Source organism: Sandarakinorhabdus sp. FBCC-B8862, assembly GCF_059745315.1.
Genome location: NZ_CM185574.1, coordinates 1,960,543 through 1,983,039, shown reverse-complemented (window position 1 = coordinate 1,983,039; position 22,497 = coordinate 1,960,543). Strand labels below are relative to the sequence as shown.

The window sequence follows — 22,497 nt, the reverse complement described above, 5'->3', positions numbered from 1 at the left end:
AGCCCACATTTTCACCGGCGAAATGACTTTGGCGTAGCAGAAGTGTCAGAAATCGTTGGCCTAGTTTAGTACTTGTCTCGCCAAAGTCAATTCCGCCGAGATGAAAATGCCACATGCCACTCCTGCTAACGAGAGTGATAGCGCGCTGCCGCTTTCGTTTCCAGCGGTGCTGGGCGAAAAAATAACAGCGGCACTTGATGGGTGCCATAGGAACTCGGACGGCGGTGCGTTGCTGCTGTCTATGACCGAAAAAGCCTTGGGCATATGCGACGCATTGGCAGCGTTTGTTATCGATCAGCGCAATCCGTTGCGGACCGTCCACAGGGTCGCAGACATCTTCAAGGCGTAGGTGCGGGTGCTGGCGTCAGTTTGTGGATATCGCACCGCGCCAGCCGCAATATATCCCTTTGGTGAAGGCCGCCTTGCTCTTTAGCGTGTCGGCCAGCTCTTAAGGGCACTCGTAAGGCCGCGCTTAGGAGCGGTTGACAGGCCAGATCACGATGTTTTCGGGGCCTGAGCGCCGGCAGCGTTGGAGTGACGAACAGCGTCTGCAGATCCTGACCGAGGCTTTTGCGTCGAGGGCGTGTCCGACCTAGATGGCGCGGCCGCAGCTTGCGCGAGCGCACGCCCTTGCAACTGCTTGTGACAGCCAAGTCGTCCGTTGCGCAGCAGACGCCGGCCGTCGCACAGCCTGTCTGATCACGGACGGATCTCCAACAAGGACCACGCGTCGTCGCGCCCGGGTCACAGCGGTGTAAAGGAGTGTGCGGTCAAGGAGGCGGCTCTGCGTTACGGGCACCACAACTGTGTCGAAGGATGAGCCTTGAGCCTTGTGGGTCGTGATAGCCCAAGCGAGCTCCAGGTTGTTCAGCAACTCGTGCGGGATGACGCGGTTGCCCTCGTCGAAGCGAACCGCTAGCCCGTTTTCGACCTCGCCGACTACGCGGCCGAGGCTGCCATTCCAGAGTTCCAAGTCGTAATCGTTGACCGTCCAAATCACTGGTTCGCCGCGGGCGAACGTCGCGGGGGCAAGGCTTTTCGCTTCTATCCAGGCGCCATGGAGCAGGCAGTTCATCGCGACTGTGCCCCCAGACGCCGGTTCCGAGGTGCCCTTCACCGAGCCGACAATGCGCGCATCACCCATAGCACGCCTGATCGTCACGGCGGTGGAGGCAACCTCGCCTTCCGCGCAAGCGGCGATCGACACACCGGTCGCAGTGCCCGTCTCATAGGCTTCAAGATCGGGTAGCGTGCCCTCTCTGAGCGCGGCCGCGAATACAGGAATGCCGGTTTCGGCAGCTTGGCGGACCACTTCGGTGAGATGGATGCGGGGGATGTCGGGAACCCCGATAAGGGCGTGAAGGGTAAGGCCGAAGCCTACCGGCGGCAGCTGGCCGTCATCGCCGATTAGGAGGAAGCGCGAGCCCTCCGGGGCGCCCGACATGATCCGATAGAGTGAGCCCAGGTCGAGCATGCTGGCCTCGTCGACAATGATAAGCGGTGCGCCGTTCAGCTGAAGCTTCCCGCGTTCGAGGAGCGCCAGCCATCCTGCGATGGTGCGGGCAGTCCCGCCCGTTGCTTCGCACATCCGCAGCGCCGCCCGCCCCGAGAGTGCCATCATCTCGACCGGTACGCCCGCTTCGGCAGCGGCCCGATGAAGAGCGCCAAGCATCGTCGTTTTGCCCGTGCCGGCGCCACCCGTCACAAGTGAGAATCGTTCGGCCAACGCCATCCTGACGGCGTTCTTCTGGCCATCATTCAGGCTTGCCTCACTGTTCATGTTTGGAACCGGCAGGGCAAGGAGACTCGGACGTGGGGTATAGGCCGTTAACTCGCGAGCGATTCTGGCGGCGACCGCCTCCTCCATGAGCGCCGGGCCAGCTGCCTGCCAGCCCGCAGAGCGATCCACCACAGCCTTGTGAAGTCGAGCGACCTCCAATGCCGCTCGACCCTTCCCCGCTCCTAGGAGGGCGTCCACGGCTCTGCCAAGCGCGCCTTCGGACATGACAGTGGCACCGGTACCTAGGTGTTCGTGAAGCGCAGCCTCGACGGCGGCGACATGTCGACGGGGATCGTTCGCGTCTACGCCGGCAGCAAGGGCCACCCCATCGACTGTCTTCCAGCTTGCAAACGCTAGCAGGCGATAGGGGTCATCGGAGATCAACCGAAGCGCTTCGGCCCCGTAGCAGGCGAGCGCCTTGGCAGCGACGTCAATTGGGACGCCGTTTCGGTCGAACCAGGCGAGCAGCTGGGGCTCGTGCTCGACGAGCGGCCACTCGGTCAGGATCGTCTCGATCTGCGCCTCGGCGCGCGGTCCTTCGCCGAGTACGTTCCGGAGTGCCTCGGCGTCACCAGCGTCAAGGATTGCGATGAGGTCGTCGGCCAGCAGTGCGTCGCACAGCCTGTTCGCAGTAACCTCGCCGACACCCGGGAAGCGTTCGCCGGCAAGCAGATGGCGAATGAGACGGCCGCGGGGACGTGCTGGTATCATCGAATCGATCTGAACCTGTGTTCCATGCAGTGGGTGGTGCTCCACTGTCCCCTCGACTTGCCAAGTCTCGCCCACGCAAGGTGTGCGCGCCGGCCGGCGGCACGCGTAACGGCGACGAACTTGGTCTGGCCCCTTACCGCGGAACACAGCGAGCGTGGCGTTTCTGACCAGGACGTGGTCAACTGTAACCAAGCCCGAGAACCGAATCACCGCGGCAGACGCCCGGTAGAAGCAAGGTGCATTTCTACGGCCTCGTAGCGCCGCAGTTTCTGGCGTACCTCGCGCACCTCGCCCTGTGCGGCGACCATGCGGCGCTCAAGGTCGCCAATCTGGCGTTTCAGGCGCGCTTCGATATCTGTGGCGGTTCTTGCGCCGGGACGATCGAAACCGGCCTCTGCGTTAGCAGATGCTTCTTCCTTCCAGCTTTGGCCATGCCCGGCGAGGTGCGCCTTGAGTAGCTCCTCGTTGCGGCCCTTGTCGTAGAGGACGCGACGGTGAGTGAGCGAAGCCTCGCGCACAATCCTCGCGACATCCAGATCACCATTGGGGCGGCGCGCGACCTCGGAGCCAACGCGGTCAAGGTAAGCTGCCAGGTTGGCGTGGTTCTGGTTGCCAACTACCTGATTGCTGGGGCGCGTCATTAGGAGCCCCCGCCCATGCGCTTCCTGCCCTGCTTTGGACGCTCACCATCACCACTCAAGATGGGCGGAAGAGCGACCTCGAGTTGGGCGGGGTCAATGTTCAGCCGCTTTGCATTGTAGCGATAACGGGCGAACATCTCCTTGTAGTTATCGATTTCGGTCTTCTGCTCCTTTATTGTCTTCTCGAGGCGCTCGATGCGCTGGTCGCGAAATACTTTTTCCGGTGCGTCGGCCTTGGGCGGCTTTCCGCTCTCCTGTTCTGACAAGCGCTTCTTGAATGCTGCTAGGATCAGGTCGTTCCCGAACAGTCCCTGACGCGTGATCTTTGCCTCTGGACCAATGTTGCTGCGCAGGTAGCAGCTGATCTTACGGGACAAGGCGTTACCCGTGAGACTGCCGTCCAGAGGCCAGTTCTCGATTGACTGAACAACATGGATGCGGAGCGCATCGGTAATGCGGATCCGACCACGCTGCTTCGGCTTGGTTGCGTTGCTCATTCTACCTGCCCTAGCGGATCCCCACCAAAATGGTCGCCTGACTGACTGACCGGCTGAACCAACGTTCCGTCGGGGATGGAGAGGTCGTCATGGATAGCGATAATGTTGACCAGCCGATTCACCGTGGCCGAGAGCGAGCGCACGTGGTTTGATGCGCCGATCGTGCCATCGTCGACCTCGGCGATAGCGCGCTGAAGGAGCCATTCGGCATCGGCCTTCCTCTTCAAAGCCCGACTCCGGTGCTGCTGATTGCCTTTTATGATCAGACCGAACTCGCAGTGCTCGCAGGCCAGGAATTCTGGGCAGTCGCTTTGAGTCCAGTCCAAATCGCACAGACCGATGTCGGTAATGTGGGCTGTAGCCACTAGGGTCTCCCGGAACTTTTCACGGTCGGCTGGCGACTTGCGGTCGTGGATCTGAGCCAGCGCGCCGTGCGCGCCACCAACGGCGATGATGTCCCGGACACGTTCCCCTGCCTCAACGCCGGTCATGTGGTCGTATTCGGAGTTTTGCGATGAATCATCGCGACCCGACCAGCGGGCGATGGTGACCTGATCTACGCCGTTCTGCTGAGCCATGGTGTTCAGCCAGTGGCGGAACATGTGGGTTGTTATTCGGAAGGTCGGGCGTGTGTCATCCTTTCTCTTGAATTCCTCGAAAATCGAGAGCGCCTCTCCGCGAGAGCTTTTCCTGCCTGTAATGAAGTCGCTGAAATTCTGTGTCGAAGTCAATGTGATTACGCACGGATTGGTTGCTTTAGCCGAATGGTAAAAATTGAGATGGACCAGAAACAAGTGTTGCGAGGTCTTCAGGCCGCGTCTGTCTTTGGCCACCATCTGCTGGTTCATTAGCAGGGCCGCTTCAAGGTCGTTGCGGCTGACGGTCTGATCACTACCGTTAGAAAGCGACACACTGCGACCTTTTAGCCATTGCCGGCCAGCTCGGTCGCCCGCCATGCCGCAGATCGCGGCGACTTCTGCCGTTGTGTAGCGCTGGTTGGGGCCGAGGTCCGGTCCAGGGATCCACGCTCTGCCCGCATGCTGCTCCAGCCAGCGGGCCACCTGCCTTGCAGATTCCGTAAACTTCCTGATGTCAGCGATTGCCTTCTTGGCGACGGGCACCATTGGGTCGATGATCCACTTAATGTCGGCGTCAGATGACTTCAATTTGAAATACCGCAGACCGTAGCGCTCGATAGGCTCGCCATTTGGGTCGAGCTTCCGAGAGCCGTCTTGGAGCAACACCGGTTCTGTGACCTCGCAGTCCTCCGGCATCGTTGCGATTTCACCGATGCGCCACGGGGCACACTGAGCCAGCTTAATCCCGGCCATAAGCACAATGTCACTCCCTTCGGTGAGAAGGTGCGAGATGCGGGCGAGCTCGTTGAGCATCTCGTTTGAGGGCAACTTGCTATCCCGCGCCCGTGCGGCATGGGGAGAGGTGCGACTTTTTGCGTTACTCGTCTTCTTGATCGGGTTTCGCCAGTGCAATTGCGCGACTGATAGGTGTCGGGCATCCATGGCATCGGCGATGGTTTTGAGAGCGCAGCCCAGGCGGTAGGCGGTCACAACCGAGGAGCGTTGCACCGCACGCCGAGATGCCTCGTCGAAGTCCTCGTGAGTGAGCAGAATCGGATCGTGCCCTCGATCCCCAAGTATGTCGTGAAGGTCCCGTGACGCGTTCACGATGCGGTCAAGGGGGCTGTGCGTCTGCGTATTCGCCTCCTGCTTGTGGCGAATCAGCGCCTTGATGAAAGAGGCAAACGGCTCGCTCATTGGCGTTCGGCCTTCGACCGACTTTGCATTCCCGTTCTCGTGGGTAGTGAAATAGATGTTTGAGGCCGTGCCTGCTTGGCCTGCGGGCCTAGGGCAGTGTTGGGACACATCCCAAACTGCGGCATCGAACGGCAGGTCCTTGCCAAACGCCTTCAATTCGTCGCGGGCGCGGGCGACATACGCATTCATTCGCTCGCGGGCGTTGCGTTCAGGAACCGTGACCAGACGCCGGGTCAAGCATCGTTCTCCATTTTGCGGATGCGCGCGACGACGCTGGCCACGGCAGCGATGAGGTCGTTTTGGCTTTCAACCAGCTTAGCGGGTAGCCCATTCTCGATGCGTTGGTCGCGCTGACGAAGCAGGAACTCGAGCACCTGCTCATGGGGTCCGTCGAGCCAAGCCTGAAATCGATGACAAACATAACAGGAGAGTGGGCCGTGAATGTGACACTCTCGGTGGCTGCCGCACGTACCGACTGGCTCGAAGATGCCCTTATCAGGATCGCCGAAGAAGCAACGGCTGCCCAGGTGATCGCCGCGCTCAGCCTCCTGCTCCGTTGCCACGATGGTGGTTAGCGCGAGGGCGTAAGGTGCGATGGCCTCTGCCAGCCTGGTGCCCAGAGCGTCGATAATGCCTGAGCTGACATCGAAGTAGACCGGGATCTGCTGTAAGTCCGAGTGGTCGAACGCATCCATCATTGTGTGGGCAGAGGCACCGTTCAAGATCAGTCGATTTCCCATGGTATAGCGGCAACGGCGCGGGGTGAGGCGCAACCGTTGCCCATCGCGAGCGCGAAGATCGAGCGCGTCTGCTGCGCTTTGCACCAAATCTGACAACTCGAAGCTGGTTAGATGCCATCGCCATTGTGCAAGTGGGTGGTCGATATCGTAAGCAGGCCTATCACGTCGGAAGAGAGGTCGTCCTATGCTCTCTGGCTCATTAGGCTGTAAGTACTGCTGATTGAGGGCAATAAGATCTTCAATAAGCTTTCCGACAAAACGATGAATACGCCGTTCACGGAAATCTACGCGGTAGCCTGCTTGGCCCTTCTTATGGCGAGGTACTCGGAGAATGTAGGCGACGACGTCGTCATCGATCTTCTCACAGATCAGGTCTTCCTCACGAAGAGCTGCTATCTGTCCGGCATTCGGCCCCAGCAGATAAGAGATCCAGACCATGGCCTGAAGAGCAATTGGAATGCTGTCGAGGTCACGAGCAGTACGCAGCGCCATTTTGAGCGCCGCCTGCTCCATTTCGTTGAGAGGGCCCTTCTTAGGAGATGCCGAGCGAACCGCCTGCCCTTTCTCATTGCCGCCTATCGTCACCTCATTTAAGAGGACCAACACTTCACGAGAAAAGTTCGGATGACCCTGTGCGCATGCCCAGCGATAAAAATCTCGAGTGTAGTGCAGCCGATATTGGTTCTTTCTGCCCAACGCCTGCCTGTGTTCGCTAAAAGCAGCGTAGGGGATGACGCTATTGGTTGCCGACGCGTGCTGAACGGCCGGGCAAGTCCAGAAACTTAAAAGCGCAGAAAACGTGTTTCGTACACTGATTGGCTGGTTCCGTGCGATCTGCCATATGAAGTAGCGTCTTGCCGTGTTGAGAATGCTACCTTCTGTTAGAGCTACTTGATCCCAATCCAACTCTGCGGGATTCAGAGGATCGTGAAGTGGCCACTTGCGACCCGTTATGTCGACAGGTCGGCCTGAGTTATCCAGAACGTGCGTATCAGGCGGCGGCCACATGGCCCCTAGGGTGGGCGACTGGTAAGACGGCTGCGCCTGGCTCACGATACCATTCCAAGGATTCGCTTTTGCATCTCGAGCATCAGCGCTTGGGCTTCCCGCTGGGTGGTCAAGCGCATGTAGTCGGCGGACTGCTCAGAGTCCTTGCTCCAGCCCATGATGTAGTTCTGTAGGAGCTTGAATTCTGCTGTGTTCAGCCCGCGAGCATTGGCCGCGAGCCGCAGATTGTCGTTTGCAGTATGGCGCATGACGTGAGACGAGAAATCCTGCGGCAGGACGTCGGGATGAGTTTCACGCAGCAGCACGAAGATGTCGTCGACAGCGGCCAGAGACAGTGCAGCGGCTGGCTCTTTACCGGCCGCATTCCTGCTGCTGATGAAAAAAAAGGGCTGCCGTTTGGCGCCAGCAACACTCCCTCGATGGTCAATGGCGTAGGTGTGGTAGGCATTCGCGAGCGATGCGCTCATTGGGAGCAGTCGCCCGGCCGTCTTGACTTCGGGCTTGTCACGCCGAAAGTCCTCGGGATCGTGGGGACAGGGAATGATCTCGATGCTTGCACCGGCCGAACCGTGCAGGCTGATATGCTTGGCGCCCTTCAACATCAGGGGCTCGGCCTTGCGCGTCCCCAGCTCGTAATAGGTATGCAGTAGGGTGTAGTTGCGATAGCGGGTGCGTTCATTGAATGGGTTCAGACCATTATGGGGCCTTGGATCCACGATTTGAAACAGACCGATCTGCTGCTGTTCGGTTAGGCCAAGCCGCTTTCTACCTCCACCACTCAGCCGCAGCGATGAGAGCTGTTCCACGATAGCTTCGATGCGGTGGGTAATAACCGGGATCCGGGGGTCCTCCACTTTCATAGAGCGGACCACGTGGTCTGCACGCCACTTGATGTAAGCGGAAACGGCGTCGACGCGGCTGCCTTGGGTGTCGCCCAGCACACTGGCGGGCAGCTCGTGCCCTTTGACAGAAATCTTTTTACTGCGGTTCTGCCGAAGGACGGCAGCTACGATCTCCATCTCGGCGGAGTTGAACAGGTCGCCGGTCGCGAAGCGTTCGTCGAGATTTACCAGGTTCTCGTCCGCCCAAGCGTGGAAGAGCCCGATGGCGTCGAGCCGATGCTTGCCAGCGCTTGCAGACTCATATCGGCACCGGACCAGGCTGTAATCCACAACTCGACCGACAGGCATGCGCGTATCAACGTCGAACAGGAACGGCAGGCGCTCTCCCGATTGCAGCCTGACGATTTCCGTTCTGTATGCCATTTGATGTCCTTTTGTTCCATCATAGGACGATTCACCGTCCCTGTTCAAGAGGCACACCAGTTCATTCAGGCCGTGAAAAATGCAGCCATGCTCCACGCCCAGCAAAATGCACGAGGGGATAGTTACTGGATTAGTTACCCCATACAAGAATGGGTCAAACGGCGGACTTTAGTTACCACGATGGAAGCCCTATGAGGCAATTTCTCCTTCGAAGGCTTCTCTATTAGTTACCCCTTCAATAAAACCCTCATCTAGAACGGCACATCGTCGTCCAGATCGTCGTCGAACGCGCCGGGGCGCTTGGCCGGGGCCGCGCCACCAAAGCCGCCGCCGCCCGACGGGGCGCCATAACCGCCACCGAAATCATCGCTGCGGCCACTACCGCCGCCCATGCCGCCACCCATGCGGTCACCGCCGCCACCATCGCGGCCACCGATCAACGCCATTTCGCCACGGAATGGGCCAATCACGATCTCCGTCGTGTAACGGTCCTGGCCGTTCTGATCCTGCCACTTGCGGGTCGAAAGGCTGCCCTCGATATAGACCTCGCTGCCCTTGCGCAGATACTGGGTGGCGATCCGGCCGATATTCTCGTTGCGGATGACGATATTGTGCCACTCGGTCTTTTCCTTGCGCTCGCCGGTGGCCTTGTCGCGCCAGGTTTCCGATGTCGCCATGGTGAACTGCACCACGCTGCCGCCATTGGCGAAGCTTTTGGATTCAGGGTCTTTTCCCAGCCGACCGACCAGAATCACCTTGTTCACACCCGCCATCTTGATCTCCTTTGTCTTGGCCGCAACCCTAACCGCCGCCGGCCCCAGAGGCAATTGGATGCGCCGTCTGCCCCTTGCCTTTGCTGTGGATTTCGCGATTGCTGGCGCGCGATGCTCTGCCAGTGGGGGCCCTGATGTCAGACCAGATCGAAGCTGCCGCCGGATTGGCCACGGCCAGCCTCGCCGCGCATGCGCTTGATGCGCCAGGGCCCGGAACGGCCGCCCATTCAGGCACTTGCGCCAATTGCGGCGCCGCCCTTTCCGGCCCGTTCTGCGGCCAGTGCGGCCAGCGCGCCCATCTGCACCGCAGCGTGGGCGAGGTGTTCCACGAATTCCTGCACGGCATCACCCATTTCGACGGCAAGGCCTGGACCACCCTGCCCATGCTGATCTTTCGCCCCGGCAAGCTGACCCGATCCTATATCGAAGGGCAACGCGCCCGCTACATCGCGCCGGTGCCCTTGTTCCTTCTTGTTGTTTTCCTGATGTTTTTTGTCCTGTCCTTTGCGCATTTGCCCGATGATGCGGTGCAGGTTGGCGGCGACACCACACCGGCCGAACGGGTCACCCAGTCACGCAAGGCCCTCGCCGACATCGACGCCGAGATCACCAAGGCTGAAGCCACTGGAGACAAGGCCAAGCTCGCCGAACTGCGCACGGCCCGTGCCGGCCTGGCCGCCGTGACAAAACGCGCCGGATCGGCAGAGGTGAGTGCAGCCGATGTGATCAGTGACATCGGCGAAGGCATTGTTTCGGCCAGCAAGAAGGATGACCTCACCATCATCAGCGGCTTTCCCACGCTCGATGCCAAGGCGAAGGAGGCCCTGAAAAATCCGAGCCTTGTCCTCTACAAACTGCAAACCAAGGCCTACAAGTTGAGCTTCCTGCTGGTGCCATTGTCGCTGCCCTGGCTGTGGCTCGCCCTGTTCTGGCGGCGCGGGGTCGGCATGTATGATCACGCCATTTTCGCGCTCTATTCGATCAGCTTCATGAGCCTGTTGTTCATCGTTGGCAGCATGGCGCTCACGGCTGGCGTATCTGCCCAATGGTTCTGGACGCCGTTACTGCTTGCGCCGGCAGTGCATATGTTCGCCCAGTTGCGGGGCGCCTATGCCCTGGGCTGGTGGGGTGCCGGCTGGCGCACGCTTTATCTCAGCTTCGCCGCACTGATCACGCTGTCGCTCTATCTGGTGATCCTCGTTGTCGCCGGTGTGCTCGATTGATCAGGCCGCCGGCTCGTCAAAGCTGAGATCGCGGTCGCGGCGGGCTTCGCGAATGGCCGTTTCGATCGGCTCCAGCGCCGGCAGGCTCTTGGCGCCGGGATCGACCGAAAGCTCCAGGAACTTTCGGCCCTGCGGCAGCACCTTGGATTCAAGGCTGCCGACAAAGCTGTTGTAACTGGCGACCGCCTTGCCGAGCCGGTCACCCAGCTGCTCGACAAAGCCGCCCATGGTGGCAAGCCTGCCGTAAAGCTCCTTGGCCAGCTCCGCGACGCGGGTGGCATCCTCGGCCATTTTTTCCTGGCGCCAGGCCACCGCGACCGTGCGGGCGATGGCGACAAGATTGGTGGGCGTCGCCAGCAACACTTTGCGTTCAAACGCATATTCCCAAAGGCCGGCATCGGCTTCCAGCGCGCCGGACAGGAATTGTTCGCCAGGGATGAACATCATCACATAATCGGCGGTGCCGGCAAACTGGTCCCAATAGGCCTTGCGGCCCAGCTGGTCAGCATGGGTGCGCAGTGCCTTGGCATGGGCCTCCAGAAAGGCCAGCCGAACCGTGTCGTCCGTTGCCTCGCAGGCATCCAGATAGGCGTTCATCGAACATTTGGCATCGATCACCAGCTGGCGCCCGCCGGGCAGGCGCACGATCACATCGGGGCGCAAGCGGCCATCATCGGTGCTGGTCGAAACCTCGGTGGCGAAATCGACATGTTCGGCAAGGCCAGCCATTTCCAGCACGTTGCGCAGTTGCTGTTCGCCCCAGCGGCCCCGCGCCTTGGGGCTGGCGCGCAGCGCGCCGACCAGCCGCGCCGCTTCGGTGCGCACCTGTTCCTGGCCGGCGCGGACCTGCTCCACCGCTTCCTTGATGCTGCCATAGGCCTCGCTGCGTGCCGTCTCGATCTTCTTGATCTCGCCCTCATAGCGGGTGAGCGATTCCGCCACCGGGCCCAACATCGCCTGCAGACTGGCCTGCTGCTTCTGCTCGGCTTCGGCAAAGCGCTGCTCGGCACGGTTGAGGAACTGGCCCTGCGCCCGTTCGAGCACGCGGGCAGCCAACGCTTCGAAGCGGGTGTTCAGCTCGGTCAGTTGCCGGGCGTGGGCTGCCTCCCGCTCATCGCGCTGGGCCTGCAAGGCGGCAATCTCCACCGCCGTTTCGGCAAGCTTGGTGCGCCGTTCGTCCGCCTCCTGCCGGGCGGCATCGCGTTCGGCCTTCAGCGCCGCGACCGGGCGGTTGGCCAGCCACCAGCCCGCGGCAAGCCCCGCAAGCAGGGCAACAATGGCGATCACGGCTTCGGTCACGGGCGGCATCCAGCGCTGGCGGGGGAACGGGTGCAGAACATAGCCGCTTGGCAAGCGAACGCAACGCCGCCATGCTCTGGCCCATGCGCATCCTGCCCGCTCTTGCCCTGCTCCTCGCCACATCGGCCACCGCCGCGCCGTTCGCCTTTTCGCCGGCCCGCATCGCCGCCGATGCCGGGGCACTCGCCTCTGATGATTTTGCCGGGCGCGGGCCGGGCGAAGCGGGAGAGGCCTATACGCTGGCCTATCTCGCCCGCCAGTTCCGCGCCGCCGGGCTGGAGCCGGCCGGGCCGGGCGGCAGCTGGCTGCAGGAGGTGCCGCTGATCCGGCTGGAGCGGCAGCCGGGGGCGACCCTGGCCATCACCGGCCCCGATGGCCCGCTGCCCATCCAGCTCGGCCGCAACGCCACGCTGGCGCTGCGCCAGCCAGGGGAGACCATGGTTGCCAATGCGCCGATGGTCTTCGGCGGTTTTGGCGTGGTGGATCAGGGGTTTGATCCCTATGCCGGGGTGGATGTTGCGGGAAAGGCGGTGCTGATCCTGGCCGGCGATCCGGATGGGGAGGCTGGCGCCGATCTCGGCTTTGGTGGCCGCAGGCTGGCCTACAAGGGCCGGGTCGGCGTGAAGATTGCCGCCGCCGCCAAGGCCGGCGCGGTCGGCGTGATCGTGCTGCACGAGGATTTCCCGGCCTCCTACCCGCTCGCCCAACTGGTCGGCACCGAGATGGTGCCGCAGATGGTGCCGGGGGGCACCAGCTTTGGCGGGCCGCTGCGCTTTGCCAGCTGGGTGGAAGGCGCGGTGGCGGCGCGACTGCTGGCGGCCATCGGCCTGGATCTGGCCAGCGCCAAGGCGGCCGCCCGCAAGGCCGATTTCCGCGCCCTGCCCCTGCCGGCGCGTGCCAGCGCATCGGGCCGGCTGACGGCAACGCCGTTCATCAGCCACAATGTGGTGGGCAAGCTGGCCGGCGCCAGCCGCCCGGATGAGGCGGTGCTGTTCGGCGCGCACTGGGATGCCAACGGCCAGGGAGTGGCCGATGCCGCTGGCGATGCCATCCGCAACGGCGCCATCGACAATGCCACCGGCACCGCCGAGCTGATCGAGGTGGCGCGCGCCTTTGCCGCCGGACCGCGCCCGGAACGCAGCCTGATCTTTGCGGCGTGGACCGCCGAGGAAAAGGGCCTGCTGGGCGCAGACCATTATGCGGCTTATCCGCTGGTGCCGCTGGACAAGACGGTCGCCGTCATCAACCTGGACCCGCATGTGCAGCTGCCGAAAACCCGCAGCCTCGAGGTGATCGGCGTGGGCCGCACCAGCCTTGAAGATGATCTCGCCGCCGCCGCCGGCGCCATGGGGCTGGTGACGGTGCCGGAACCCAATCCGGAGGCCGGCTGGTATTTCCGGTCAGACCATTTTCCTTTCGTGCAGCGCGGCGTGCCGGCGCTGGCCTTCCGCGCCGGGCGGGACATATTGGCGGGCGGCACCGCGGCCGGCCAGGCGTTGATCGACCGTTACAACCGCGATTGCTATCACCAGCCGTGCGATCAGATCGGCCCCGGCTTCACCTTTGAAGCCGCTGCGCAGGAGGCAGAGGCGGCGTGGCGGGTTGGCCTGTCGGTGGCCAACCGTTGGCAGCGGCCAGGCTGGAAAATCGAGCCCAAATTCTGATCTCAGACGCCGAAAGCGGGCAAGAATCGGGCGTTTGCGCCTGACTTTTTCCACTTTTTCCGCATCTGGGCGGTTTCAAAAGGCGGGTTTGCCCGGAATTTCGTCACGGCCAGCAAGATGACCGATTCTGCTGCTGTAGGACAGGCTCTTCTCAATCCGCCAATTTGCGCAGCCGGGCGATGAAGAAGCCATCCAGCCCGCCTTCGACCTGGCCGGGCAGGGTGCGCACAAAGCCTTCGGCTGTGGGCGTCAGGCCGGCCGGCAGTTCATCGGGGCTGATCAGATCGCGCGGCGCGCCGGCGATGACGCGTTCGGCGATACGCTCCCCTTCACGCGGGTCCAGACTGCAGGTGGCATAGACAATGCGGCCGCCGGGCTTCAGCCAGGCCGCCGCGCGGCGCAGCAGCGCCGCCTGCAGCAGCGTGACCGGGGCAAGATCAGCCCAGCCCTTCAGATGCAGCACATCGGGGTGGCGGCGGAAAATGCCGGTGGCCGAACAGGGCGCATCGAGCAGGATATGGTCATAGAGGCCGTCAGGCTGCCAGCGCAGCGCATCAGCGGCGATCAGCGTGGCCGCAAGGCCGGTGCGATCTAGATTCTGGCGCACCCGCGCCAGCCGGTCTTCCGAGACGTCGAGCGCGGTCACATCACAGCCGCGCGCCGCCAGTTGCAGCGTCTTGCCACCCGGCGCTGCGCACAGATCGAGCACCTTGTCCCCGGCCTTGGCCGGCAGCAGCCGGGCGGGCAGGCTGGCGGCAAAATCCTGCACCCACCAGGCCCCTTCGGCAAAGCCGGGCCATTCGGTGATGCTGCCCTTTTTCGCGGTGCGGACATGGCCGGGTGCCAGGCTGATGCCGTCAAGCGCCTGAGCCCAATGCTCGGTTTCGGCCGGGTTCCTGAGGCTGAGATCGGTGGCAGGCTCGTCGGCCAGCGCCGCGCCGGCGGCTTCGGCCATCGCGGCGCCCCAATCGGTCGCCCATTGCACATCGAACGGCGCCGGTAGACGGGGCGTGGCCGGCAGCGTCGCCGGGCGGCGGATGAGATTGCCGAGCACGCCGTGGACCAGCCGGCGCGGGCCGCTTTCGACCAGCGGCAGCGCGGTGGCGACGACGGCATGCGGCGGCGTGTTCAGCCGCAGCCAGCCGGCCAGCGCCAGCCGCAGGACATGGCGGGCCCGGGCATCGATGGGCAGCGGACGCGGCGTGGCACTGTCGATCAGTGCATCAAGCTCCGGCAGCCAGCGTAACACGGTCAAGGCCAGCAGCCGGGCCAGCGCGCGATCCTGCGGCAGCGGCAAGCCATCGGCAGCGGTGGCGGCGACGTCGAACGGCACGCCGCGATCGAGCACGGCCATGGCGGTTTTCAGCGCAGCACGGCGGGCGGCGACGCCACTATCATCACGGTTGGTGGTGGGGCGGCCGCTGCGGACGGGCTTGCGCTGGGGGTGGCGGGGGGTGGTCATCGCGGCACCCTTGCCTGAAAGCGGCGGGAAAGCCCACCCTTTGCCGAACAGCGCCCGCCAGATCCTTCCCCTCTGGGGGAGAAGGTTAGGCGCACCCTATTTGCGGCGGCCGAGGAAATTGCCGATCACCTTGAAATAATTGACCGGGAACAGCCGCACCATCCAATCGATGAACCGTGCATCCGGCCCGATCAGCACGCGGTGCTGCCGCCGTTCCATGCCCTTGATGATGGTGGCCGCGGCCTGTTCGGGCGTGGTGGGGGCATTCTTCTCGAACTCGGCGGCGAAATCGGTGGTCGGGTCCTGCCCCGGCAACAGGGCGATGCGCTTGGAATTCTTCGCCACATTGGTCTTGATGCCGCCGGGGTGGACGCGGATCACGCAGATATTGGGATCGGTGAGCGCCAGCTCCATCGCCATCGCCTCGGTGAGCCCGCGCACGGCATATTTGCTGGCGTTGTAGGCGCTTTGGGTGGGGTAGCCCATCATGCCGAACACGCTGGAAATATTGACGATCCAGCCCACGCCATCCCGGGATGCAGCAGCCCGCACATGCGGCAGGGCGGCGCGGCAGCCTTCCACCACGCCGGTGAAGTTCACCGCCATCACCCGATCGAAATCCTCCCGCGGGCAATCGGCAAAGGGGGCGACCACCGACAGGCCGGCGTTGTTGATAATGCCGTCCAGCCGGCCGAAATCGCTAACGGCGGCTGAAATCCAGGCATGGAGTGCCGGTGTGTCGGTGACATCCAGGGCGGTGATGCTGGCCGGGCGGTTGCCGAGCAGGCGTTTTGTCTCGGCCAGGCCCGCCTCGTCCTTGTCCGCCAGGGCCAGCACGGCACCACGGGCGGCGAGATCCAATGCCAGCGCCCGGCCGATGCCGCTGCCGGCGCCCGTGATGGCGATCACCTTGTTGTCGAACATCGCTGCTTCCCTTCACCCCATTGCTAACAGGGGCGGCACGGTGGCAACACTGCGATATGGACAAGGATAAGGCCCTCACCCCCGACCCCAAGGTCGACCCGCGCGACAAGGCCCCGCAAGCGCCGCCACCCCCGCCCACCGACAAGGAAGTGGGTGGGCGCGGCGGCCCTGATCCAGTGCGCTATGGCGACTGGGAAAAGGGCGGCATCGCGGTGGATTTCTGATGGCAGAGGTGCATCATGCCCGCTGCCTGTGCGGCGCGGTTGCCATCCGGGTGGACGGCCCATTGCCGCCGGGGGATGCCTGCCACTGCAGCCAGTGCCGGCGCCAGAGCGGCCATTACTGGGCCTCCACCGACGTGCCGCGCGACGCGGTGACGATCAGCGGGGCCGAAGCGCTGACCTGGTATCAATCATCGGAAAAGGTGCGGCGCGGGTTCTGCGGCACCTGCGGCAGTTTTCTGCTGTGGGATGTGCCCGGCCGCAGCCGCCTGGCGATTGCGCTGGGTGCGTTTGACGGGCCGACCGGCACCCTTCTGGAAAAACATATCTTCGTGGGCAGCAAGGGCGATTATTACAGCATCGCCGATGGCCTGCCGCAGAATATGGATTAATGGCTATTCCGGCCTGAGCGGCCGGGCAAGCAGGGCGGAGATCGTGTCTTGCACCGGGGCGCCGGCGAGCAGGGCGGCCACCGCCGCGCAGATCGGCATGTCCACACCCGCCGCGCGGGCGGCCTCCACCAGCACGGGGGCAGTGGCGGCGCCTTCGGCCACCGCAGGGCCGGCGAGGAGATCGGCCAGCGGGCGGCCCTGGCCCAGGCCGACACCCAGGCGGAAGTTGCGGCTGTTTTCGGAGGAGCAGGTGAGGACGAGATCGCCGAGGCCGGACAGGCCGGCCAGCGTTTCGGCCCGCGCCCCGCGGGCGACGCCAAAGCGGGTCATTTCGGCAAAGCCGCGGGCGATCAGCGCGGCGCGGGCGTTGAGGCCAAGGCCGGCGCCCTCCACCACCCCGCAGGCGATGGCGAGCACATTCTTGACCGCGCCGCCGATTTCCGCGCCCAGCACATCATCAGACTGGTAGAGCCGGAAGGTCGGCCGGGCCATGGCGGTGACCAGACGTTCGCCCAGGTCCTTGTTTTCACAGGCGAGCGTGATGGCGCAGGGTTTGCCGGCCGCCACCTCGTGCGCGAAGCTGGGGCCAGAGAGGACGGCGATCGAATTGGGCACAAGGTCGCGCGCAACCTCCAGCATCAATTTGTGGCTGCCGGCCTCGATCCCCTTGGCGCACAGGATGATGGGGGTGGTGGCGGGCAGCACCGCGAGGGCCAGCGTGGCGCGCAGATGCTGGGCCGGCACGACCACCAGCATGATGTCACACGCAGCGATATCGCCCAGATCGGCGGTGGCGGTGATGCCAGCGGGCAGGGGCACGCCGGGCAGGAACTGCGGGTTTTCGCGGGCGCTGTTGATGGCGGCGACCACATCAGTTTCGCGGGCCCAGAGCGTGACCGGGCCATTGCCAGCCAGTGTGGCGGCCAGGGCCGTCCCCCAGGCGCCGGCCCCGATGATGCCGAAGCGTGTCACGCCTTCACCCCGGCGCCGCGCACGGCCTCGGCTGCAGGATCGAGCGGCCATCGCGGGCGGGCGGGGGCGTTGAGATCGTCAATGTCACCGGCCAGGAAGCGCTCCACCCCGGCCCAGGCGATCATGGCGCCATTGTCGGTGCACAGCCACATCGGCGGGGCAACGAAGGGCAGGCCGTGGGCGGCGGCCAGATCGGCCAAGGCGCCCCGGATGCTTTGATTGGCCGCCACGCCGCCGGCCACGACCAGCGCCGTCACCTCTGGCAGCTGGGCCAACGCACGGGCGGTGCGGTCCACCAGGCAATCGCAGGCAGCCTGCTGGAAGCTGGCGGCGAGATCGGCAATGTCTTGTGCTGTCGGCTCGGCCATGGCGGCACGGGCACGCAGCACGGCGCTTTTCAGGCCGGCAAAGGAGAAGTGGGGCTCGTCGCTCCCCACCAGCGGGCGCGGCAGGGCAAAGCGCGGGGCGCCTGCCCTGGCCGCGCGTTCCAGCGCCGGGCCGCCGGGAAAGCCCAGGCCCAGCACCTTGGCGGACTTGTCAAAAGCTTCGCCCACCGCATCATCGATGGTGGTGGCCAGCCGGCGATAGCGGCCGACGCCTTCGACACAGAGCAGCTGGCAATGGCCGCCCGAGACGAGCAGGAGCAGATAGGGAAAGCGCAGGGCGGCATCGGCCAGCCGCGGTGACAGCGCATGGCCTTCGAGATGGTTGACCGCGATCAGGGGCTTGGCCGCCGCCATGGCCAAGGCCTTGGCGGTGACGAGGCCGACCATCACCCCGCCGATGAGGCCCGGCCCGGCCGTGCCGGCGATGGCGTCGACATCGGCCAGGCCCACGCCGGCTTCGTCCAGAACCTCGGCCAGCATGGGGGCCAGGCGATCGGCATGGGCGCGCGCGGCCAGTTCGGGCACGACACCGCCAAAGCGTTCGTGCGCCTCGTTCTGGCTGGCGATGCGCTGCGCCAGGATGGTGCGATCGGCGCGCACCAGGGCGACCGCGGTTTCATCGCAGCTGGATTCGATGCCGAGGATCAGCGGGTTTGCCATGGCGTTCACCTAGGGCCGGTCTTGCCAATCCGCAACCATCGCGCCATGGGCAGGGCATGAGCTTCAAGATCGGCACCCGCGGTTCCCCCCTTGCGCTGGCCCAGGCGCACATGACGGCTGATGCGCTGAAGGCGGCGCACGGTTGGGGCGACGGCGATGTGGAGATCATCATCATCCACACCACCGGCGACAAGGTGCAGGACCGGGCGCTGGCCGAGATCGGCGGCAAGGCGCTGTGGACCAAGGAGCTGGACGCCGCGCTGCTGGATGGCCGCATCGATATCGGCGTGCATTCGATGAAGGATGTGGAGACCATCCTGAAGGATGGCATCGTGCTGCCGGCGATGCTGCCGCGCGCCGATGTGCGCGAGACACTGATCGGGGCGGACAGCATTGCCGGGCTGAAGCAGGGCGCGCTGGTCGGCACCTCATCCCCCCGGCGGGCGGCGCAGTTGAAGGCGCAGCGGCCTGATATCACAACCGAAATCCTGCGCGGCAATGTGGCGACGCGGCTGGCCAAGGTGGAATCTGGTGCCATCGATGCCACGCTGCTGGCCGCCGCCGGCCTGTCGCGGCTGGGCATGAGCGTGGGCAGCATCGTGCCGGTGGAGCAGATGCTGCCGGCCAGTGCCCAGGGCGCGGTGGGCATCACGGCGCGGGCTGGGGACGCCGAAACGCTGGCCCGGCTGGCGGCGATCAACCACCAGCCGACGCTGGATTGCGTGATGCTGGAGCGTGGATTCCTGGCCGCATTGGGTGGCACCTGCCATTCGCCGGTGGCCGCATTGGCCCAGTTGGTGGGCGAAAACGTGCATTTCCGTGGCCAGATCTTTGCCGAGGATGGCAGCGAAGTGCAGCAAGGCGATTTCACCGGCCCGCTGGCCGAGGCGCCGGCCGCGATTGCCGCGCTGGCCGCCCGGCTGCTGGGCCAGGCTGGCCCAGCGTTGCGCGGCCTGTTCACGGCATAATGCGCCTGCTCGTCGTCCGCCCCGAACCGGGTGCAGCGGCGACGGCCGCGAAACTGCGGGCGCTCGGGCACGAGCCCATCGTGCTGCCTCTGCTGGCGACCGAAGCGCTGGACTGGCAGGCGCCGGCCACCCTGCCCGACGGCGTGATCATCACCAGCGCGGCAGCCGTGCGCCACGCCGGGCCGGCGGCGGCCGGCCTGCAGCATCTGCCCTTGTTCTGCGTCGGCGGGGCCACCGCCGCGGCGGCGCGCGCGGCCGGCTGGCGCGATGTGGGGCAAGGGCCGGGCACGCTGCAGGGCCTGTTGGACGAACTGGCCGCCACACCGCGCCAATTGCTGCATCTGGCCGGCGAAGACCGCACCGCCGTGACCGTGCCAGCGACGCTCACCATCGAGACCCGCATCCTCTATCGCGCCAGGCTGTTGCCGCTGCCGATGCTGGTGCCGGTGGATGGCATCTTGCTGCATTCGCCGCGCACCGCCCGCCGTCTTGCCGCCGAATGGGACCGGTTGGGCGGCCGGCGCGACATGGTAAGCCTGTTTGCCATCAGCCCGCTGGCGCTGGCGGCGGCCGGGCCGGGCTGGCGCAGCGGCCAGGCGGCGGCGACACCCGATGATGCGGCGCTGCTGGCGATGCTCGGCAAAGCCGGATAAGGTCTTGCCGCAATGAACGAACCTTTTGACCGCGGCGAGATCAACGAGGCCAGCCTGGCTGCCGCCGAACGGCTGCGCGCCCGGCTGATGAGCGAGCGGGCCGCCCCGGTGCAGCCGGCCTCGCGGCGCAACGTGCTGCCCTGGGCGGTGACGGCGGCGCTGTTCGCCTTTGCCGCCGGGTTGATCGCCAATCCCTGGTTTGAACAGGCGGTGCGCGGGCGGCTGCCCTTTGTGGCGGCGGCCACGGCCGACACCGGCACGCTGGAGGCGCGGCTGGCGGCGCTGGAAAAGCGCGCGCCCACCGGCCCGGCGGTGGCGGCCGAGCGGCTGGCCCGGGCCGAGGCCAAGGTGGAAAGCAGCACCGACCAGTTGCAGCGCGACGCCCAGCGCATCGACACGCTGGCCGGCGAGGTGGCGCGGCTGACGGCGCGGCTGGCGGCGCAGGAGGCGCGGGACAGCAATGTGGTCGCCACCGCGCAAGGGGCGGCCAACCGGGCCGAAGCGATGTTGACCGTGCTGCTGCTGCGCCGGGCGCTGGCCGATGGCCGGCCGATCGATGCGCTGTTACCGGCCGCCGGCCGCCTGTTCGAAGCCAGCGATGCCGATGCGGTGGCAGCGCTGGCGGCCCTCGCAGCCAAGCCGGTGACCCGCGCCGGCCTGGCCCGCGATCTGGGCGTGATGGCCGATACCAGCGATGTGCGGCCCAATTGGTGGCAGGCGCTGATGGCGCGGCTGGATGATGCCATGTCGGGCGCCGCCGCACAGGGCCCGGTGACGGCGGCGCGCGCCGCCATGGTGCGCGGCGATGTCGCCACCGCCGTGGCGCGGCTGCGGGCGGCGCCGGCGCTGGGCGGCAACGCCACGGTGCGGGCCTGGCTGGCCAATGCCGAACGGCTGCTGGCCGCCGAAGCCGCGCTGGCCCGGCTGGAGGCGGCTGCCACCACCCCGCTGGCCGCGCCGGCACTGCTGCCCGCCGGCACCGCCCGGTGAACCGCACTGCCCTCGCCTGGGTGGCGGCGCAGGGCGGGCGCGATCCCTATATCGTGCTGGTGTCCATCTATGTGTTCGCGCCCTGGTTCGTGACCGCCGTGGTCGGCAATCCGGTGGAGGGCCAGGCGCTGGTGGCGGCGGCCGGCAAATGGGGCGGCTGGGCGGTGATGGCCAGCATGCCGGTGCTGGGGGCAGCGATCGACCGCATCGGGCCGCGCAAGCCGCTGCTGGCGCTGGTCACCCTGTTGATGATTTGCGCGGCGGCCAGCCTGTGGTTTGTGACGCCCAAGGGGCACCCGGATCCGATGCTGGGGGTCAACTGGGTGATCCTGGTCGGCGCCACCATGACCTGGGCGCTGGCGGCGCACGACATGCTGCACAACGCCCTGTTGGTGCCGGCCGCCGGGATCGGCGGCGCGGCACGGGCCAGCGGGGCCGGGCTGGCGGCCGGCAATGCGGTTGGCGTGTCGTTGCTGTTGTTCGTGCTGCTGGCCTTCGTGCTGCCCGGCACCGTGGCCTGGCTGCCCGGCCCGCCGTTGTTCGGCATTGATCCTGCCCTGGGCGAACCGGCGCGCCTCACCGGGCCGCTGGCGGCGACCTGCATGCTGCTGGGCAGCTGGCCGCTGTTCCTCTGGGTGCCGGACCGGCCGCGCACCCGCGCCAGCTGGGGCGACGCCTTTGCCGGTGGCATTGGCGATCTGGTGGCGCTGTTCCGCAATGCGCGTGGCCATGCCAATGTGCTGCTCTATCTGGTGGCGCGGATGATCTACACCGATGCGCTCACCGCCATCCTGCTGTTTGGCGGGGTGTTTGCCAGCGGGGTGATGGGCTGGGGCACGCTGGAAATGCTGGGCTATGGCCTGGTGCTCAGCGCGGCGGCGGTGGCCGGCGGGTTGCTGGCCGGGCGGCTGGATGGCAGCATCGGCCCGCGCCCGGCGCTGATGCTGGAACTGGCCGGGATGATCATCATCGAACTGGCGGTGATCGGCACGGATCGCAGCCATGTCGCGCATATCGCCGTGGGCAGCGCGCCGGTGTGGAACAGCCCGGTCTATGCCTCGTTGCCGGAATTGGGCTTTCTGGCGCTGGGCTGCGGCCTCGCCATCACCGTGACCGCCGCCTATGCCTCATCGCGCACCTTGCTCACCCGGCTGGCGCCGCCGGAACAGCTGGGGACATTTTTTGGGCTTTATGCCCTGTCGGGATCGGCAACCATGTGGCTGGGGCCGCTGCTGGTGGAAATCGCCACCCGCAGCTTTGGCACGCAGCAGGCGGGCTTCTGGCCGATTGTCGCGATGCTGGCGCTGGGCCTGCTGCTGATGGCGTTCGTGAAGGGCGGCGGGCGGCTGAAGGGCTGATTGGAGCGTTTTCCGATCAATGTGGATCGGTGGCACGGCGGTGATTTTGGTTCAGGGCAAGAAGCGAGGAGGGCGCGATGCCATGTGCATCGCAACCGACGAGTGACGCTGCCCTGGAGCAAAATCACCCCGCGC

The 22,497-nt window shown here is 65.2% G+C and carries 21 protein-coding genes; 9 read left to right on the top strand and 12 right to left on the bottom strand.

Going from position 1 to position 22,497, the window contains the following annotated elements; genetic code table 11:
• Positions 1 to 100 precede the first annotated feature (100 nt).
• On the top strand, positions 101 to 349 hold the full coding sequence (locus AC6BOR_RS09680) for a transposase (RefSeq protein ID WP_498058249.1): 249 nt from the start codon (positions 101 to 103) through the stop codon (positions 347 to 349).
• 243 nt (positions 350 to 592) lie between these two features.
• On the opposite strand, the gene AC6BOR_RS09675 is transcribed toward AC6BOR_RS09680, so the two are convergent.
• The 7 genes from AC6BOR_RS09675 to ssb form a co-directional block, all read right to left on the bottom strand.
• Positions 593 to 2,566 carry a helicase HerA-like domain-containing protein gene (locus AC6BOR_RS09675; RefSeq protein WP_498058248.1) on the bottom strand — a complete coding sequence of 658 codons (1,974 nt, stop codon included), beginning with the start codon at positions 2,564 to 2,566 and terminating at the stop codon, positions 593 to 595.
• Between the two features lie 131 nt (positions 2,567 to 2,697).
• Entirely contained in the window at positions 2,698 to 3,132 is a 435-nt protein-coding gene (locus AC6BOR_RS09670) for a hypothetical protein (RefSeq protein WP_498058247.1), read from the bottom strand.
• Positions 3,132 to 3,629 (bottom strand): hypothetical protein, encoded by a 498-nt coding sequence (locus tag AC6BOR_RS09665; protein WP_498058246.1) that lies wholly within the window; start codon positions 3,627 to 3,629, stop codon positions 3,132 to 3,134. Before AC6BOR_RS09665 ends, AC6BOR_RS09670 begins: the two co-directional genes overlap by 1 nt.
• Positions 3,626 to 5,641 (bottom strand): hypothetical protein, encoded by a 2,016-nt coding sequence (locus AC6BOR_RS09660; protein ID WP_498058245.1) that lies wholly within the window; start codon positions 5,639 to 5,641, stop codon positions 3,626 to 3,628. Before AC6BOR_RS09660 ends, AC6BOR_RS09665 begins: the two co-directional genes overlap by 4 nt.
• Entirely contained in the window at positions 5,638 to 7,197 is a 1,560-nt protein-coding gene (locus AC6BOR_RS09655) for a hypothetical protein (RefSeq protein WP_498058244.1), read from the bottom strand. Before AC6BOR_RS09655 ends, AC6BOR_RS09660 begins: the two co-directional genes overlap by 4 nt.
• Positions 7,194 to 8,417, bottom strand: a complete 1,224-nt coding sequence (locus AC6BOR_RS09650; RefSeq protein ID WP_498058243.1) for a hypothetical protein — start codon at positions 8,415 to 8,417, stop codon at positions 7,194 to 7,196. The genes AC6BOR_RS09655 and AC6BOR_RS09650 overlap by 4 nt, the downstream gene beginning before the upstream one ends.
• Before the next feature lie 251 nt (positions 8,418 to 8,668).
• The gene (gene ssb, locus AC6BOR_RS09645; RefSeq protein ID WP_498058242.1) at positions 8,669 to 9,190 is read right to left on the bottom strand and encodes a single-stranded DNA-binding protein; all 522 of its coding nucleotides are present in this window, start codon (positions 9,188 to 9,190) and stop codon (positions 8,669 to 8,671) included.
• A gap of 134 nt (positions 9,191 to 9,324) precedes the next feature.
• Between ssb and AC6BOR_RS09640 the strand changes: the two genes are divergently transcribed.
• Positions 9,325 to 10,413 (top strand): DUF3667 domain-containing protein, encoded by a 1,089-nt coding sequence (locus AC6BOR_RS09640; RefSeq protein ID WP_498058241.1) that lies wholly within the window; start codon positions 9,325 to 9,327, stop codon positions 10,411 to 10,413.
• Here AC6BOR_RS09640 and AC6BOR_RS09635 read toward each other — a convergent pair whose 3' ends face one another.
• A complete protein-coding gene (locus AC6BOR_RS09635) occupies positions 10,414 to 11,721 on the bottom strand; it encodes a DNA recombination protein RmuC (protein WP_498060644.1) in 1,308 nt (435 codons plus the stop codon). It abuts the gene before it with no gap.
• 74 nt (positions 11,722 to 11,795) lie between these two features.
• Here AC6BOR_RS09635 and AC6BOR_RS09630 point away from each other — a divergent pair, with 74 nt between their 5' ends.
• Positions 11,796 to 13,376 carry a M28 family peptidase gene (locus tag AC6BOR_RS09630; RefSeq protein ID WP_498058240.1) on the top strand — a complete coding sequence of 527 codons (1,581 nt, stop codon included), beginning with the start codon at positions 11,796 to 11,798 and terminating at the stop codon, positions 13,374 to 13,376.
• Between the two features lie 151 nt (positions 13,377 to 13,527).
• On the opposite strand, the gene AC6BOR_RS09625 is transcribed toward AC6BOR_RS09630, so the two are convergent.
• Positions 13,528 to 14,838, bottom strand: a complete 1,311-nt coding sequence (locus tag AC6BOR_RS09625) for an RsmB/NOP family class I SAM-dependent RNA methyltransferase (RefSeq protein WP_498058239.1) — start codon at positions 14,836 to 14,838, stop codon at positions 13,528 to 13,530.
• 96 nt (positions 14,839 to 14,934) lie between these two features.
• Positions 14,935 to 15,762, bottom strand: coding sequence for an SDR family NAD(P)-dependent oxidoreductase (locus AC6BOR_RS09620; protein ID WP_498058238.1), 828 nt, complete (start codon positions 15,760 to 15,762; stop codon positions 14,935 to 14,937).
• 56 nt (positions 15,763 to 15,818) lie between these two features.
• Between AC6BOR_RS09620 and AC6BOR_RS09615 the strand changes: the two genes are divergently transcribed.
• Together AC6BOR_RS09615 and AC6BOR_RS09610 are read left to right on the top strand one after the other, a co-directional pair.
• Positions 15,819 to 15,986, top strand: a complete 168-nt coding sequence (locus AC6BOR_RS09615) for a DUF1674 domain-containing protein (RefSeq protein WP_498058237.1) — start codon at positions 15,819 to 15,821, stop codon at positions 15,984 to 15,986.
• Entirely contained in the window at positions 15,986 to 16,375 is a 390-nt protein-coding gene (locus AC6BOR_RS09610; protein WP_498058236.1) for a GFA family protein, read from the top strand. The genes AC6BOR_RS09615 and AC6BOR_RS09610 overlap by 1 nt, the downstream gene beginning before the upstream one ends.
• A gap of 3 nt (positions 16,376 to 16,378) precedes the next feature.
• Here AC6BOR_RS09610 and AC6BOR_RS09605 read toward each other — a convergent pair whose 3' ends face one another.
• Entirely contained in the window at positions 16,379 to 17,347 is a 969-nt protein-coding gene (locus AC6BOR_RS09605; RefSeq protein WP_498058235.1) for an NAD(P)H-dependent glycerol-3-phosphate dehydrogenase, read from the bottom strand.
• The gene (gene tsaD, locus AC6BOR_RS09600) at positions 17,344 to 18,393 is read right to left on the bottom strand and encodes a tRNA (adenosine(37)-N6)-threonylcarbamoyltransferase complex transferase subunit TsaD (protein ID WP_498058234.1); all 1,050 of its coding nucleotides are present in this window, start codon (positions 18,391 to 18,393) and stop codon (positions 17,344 to 17,346) included. The genes AC6BOR_RS09605 and tsaD overlap by 4 nt, the downstream gene beginning before the upstream one ends.
• A gap of 56 nt (positions 18,394 to 18,449) precedes the next feature.
• Between tsaD and hemC the strand changes: the two genes are divergently transcribed.
• The 4 genes from hemC to AC6BOR_RS09580 are packed head-to-tail and all read left to right on the top strand — an operon-like array spanning position 18,450 to position 22,362.
• Positions 18,450 to 19,361, top strand: a complete 912-nt coding sequence (gene hemC / locus AC6BOR_RS09595; protein WP_498058233.1) for a hydroxymethylbilane synthase — start codon at positions 18,450 to 18,452, stop codon at positions 19,359 to 19,361.
• On the top strand, positions 19,361 to 20,014 hold the full coding sequence (locus AC6BOR_RS09590; protein ID WP_498058232.1) for a uroporphyrinogen-III synthase: 654 nt from the start codon (positions 19,361 to 19,363) through the stop codon (positions 20,012 to 20,014). Before hemC ends, AC6BOR_RS09590 begins: the two co-directional genes overlap by 1 nt.
• Before the next feature lie 12 nt (positions 20,015 to 20,026).
• Entirely contained in the window at positions 20,027 to 21,004 is a 978-nt protein-coding gene (locus tag AC6BOR_RS09585; protein WP_498058231.1) for a hypothetical protein, read from the top strand.
• Entirely contained in the window at positions 21,001 to 22,362 is a 1,362-nt protein-coding gene (locus tag AC6BOR_RS09580) for an MFS transporter (RefSeq protein WP_498058230.1), read from the top strand. The genes AC6BOR_RS09585 and AC6BOR_RS09580 overlap by 4 nt, the downstream gene beginning before the upstream one ends.
• The last annotated feature ends 135 nt before the right edge of the window (positions 22,363 to 22,497 follow it).

Excerpts from the sequence above, each read along its gene's own strand:
- AC6BOR_RS09680 (WP_498058249.1), top strand. The coding sequence starts at position 101 with ATGAAAATGCCACATGCCACTCCTGCTAACGAGAGTGATAGCGCGCTG.
- AC6BOR_RS09670 (WP_498058247.1), bottom strand. The coding sequence starts at position 3,132 with ATGACGCGCCCCAGCAATCAGGTAGTTGGCAACCAGAACCACGCCAAC.
- AC6BOR_RS09665 (WP_498058246.1), bottom strand. The coding sequence starts at position 3,629 with ATGAGCAACGCAACCAAGCCGAAGCAGCGTGGTCGGATCCGCATTACC.
- AC6BOR_RS09650 (WP_498058243.1), bottom strand. The coding sequence starts at position 8,417 with ATGGCATACAGAACGGAAATCGTCAGGCTGCAATCGGGAGAGCGCCTG.
- ssb (WP_498058242.1), bottom strand. The coding sequence starts at position 9,190 with ATGGCGGGTGTGAACAAGGTGATTCTGGTCGGTCGGCTGGGAAAAGAC.
- AC6BOR_RS09640 (WP_498058241.1), top strand. The coding sequence starts at position 9,325 with ATGTCAGACCAGATCGAAGCTGCCGCCGGATTGGCCACGGCCAGCCTC.
- AC6BOR_RS09635 (WP_498060644.1), bottom strand. The coding sequence starts at position 11,721 with ATGCCGCCCGTGACCGAAGCCGTGATCGCCATTGTTGCCCTGCTTGCG.
- AC6BOR_RS09630 (WP_498058240.1), top strand. The coding sequence starts at position 11,796 with ATGCGCATCCTGCCCGCTCTTGCCCTGCTCCTCGCCACATCGGCCACC.
- AC6BOR_RS09625 (WP_498058239.1), bottom strand. The coding sequence starts at position 14,838 with ATGACCACCCCCCGCCACCCCCAGCGCAAGCCCGTCCGCAGCGGCCGC.
- AC6BOR_RS09620 (WP_498058238.1), bottom strand. The coding sequence starts at position 15,762 with ATGTTCGACAACAAGGTGATCGCCATCACGGGCGCCGGCAGCGGCATC.
- AC6BOR_RS09615 (WP_498058237.1), top strand. The coding sequence starts at position 15,819 with ATGGACAAGGATAAGGCCCTCACCCCCGACCCCAAGGTCGACCCGCGC.
- AC6BOR_RS09610 (WP_498058236.1), top strand. The coding sequence starts at position 15,986 with ATGGCAGAGGTGCATCATGCCCGCTGCCTGTGCGGCGCGGTTGCCATC.
- tsaD (WP_498058234.1), bottom strand. The coding sequence starts at position 18,393 with ATGGCAAACCCGCTGATCCTCGGCATCGAATCCAGCTGCGATGAAACC.
- hemC (WP_498058233.1), top strand. The coding sequence starts at position 18,450 with ATGAGCTTCAAGATCGGCACCCGCGGTTCCCCCCTTGCGCTGGCCCAG.
- AC6BOR_RS09590 (WP_498058232.1), top strand. The coding sequence starts at position 19,361 with ATGCGCCTGCTCGTCGTCCGCCCCGAACCGGGTGCAGCGGCGACGGCC.
- AC6BOR_RS09585 (WP_498058231.1), top strand. The coding sequence starts at position 20,027 with ATGAACGAACCTTTTGACCGCGGCGAGATCAACGAGGCCAGCCTGGCT.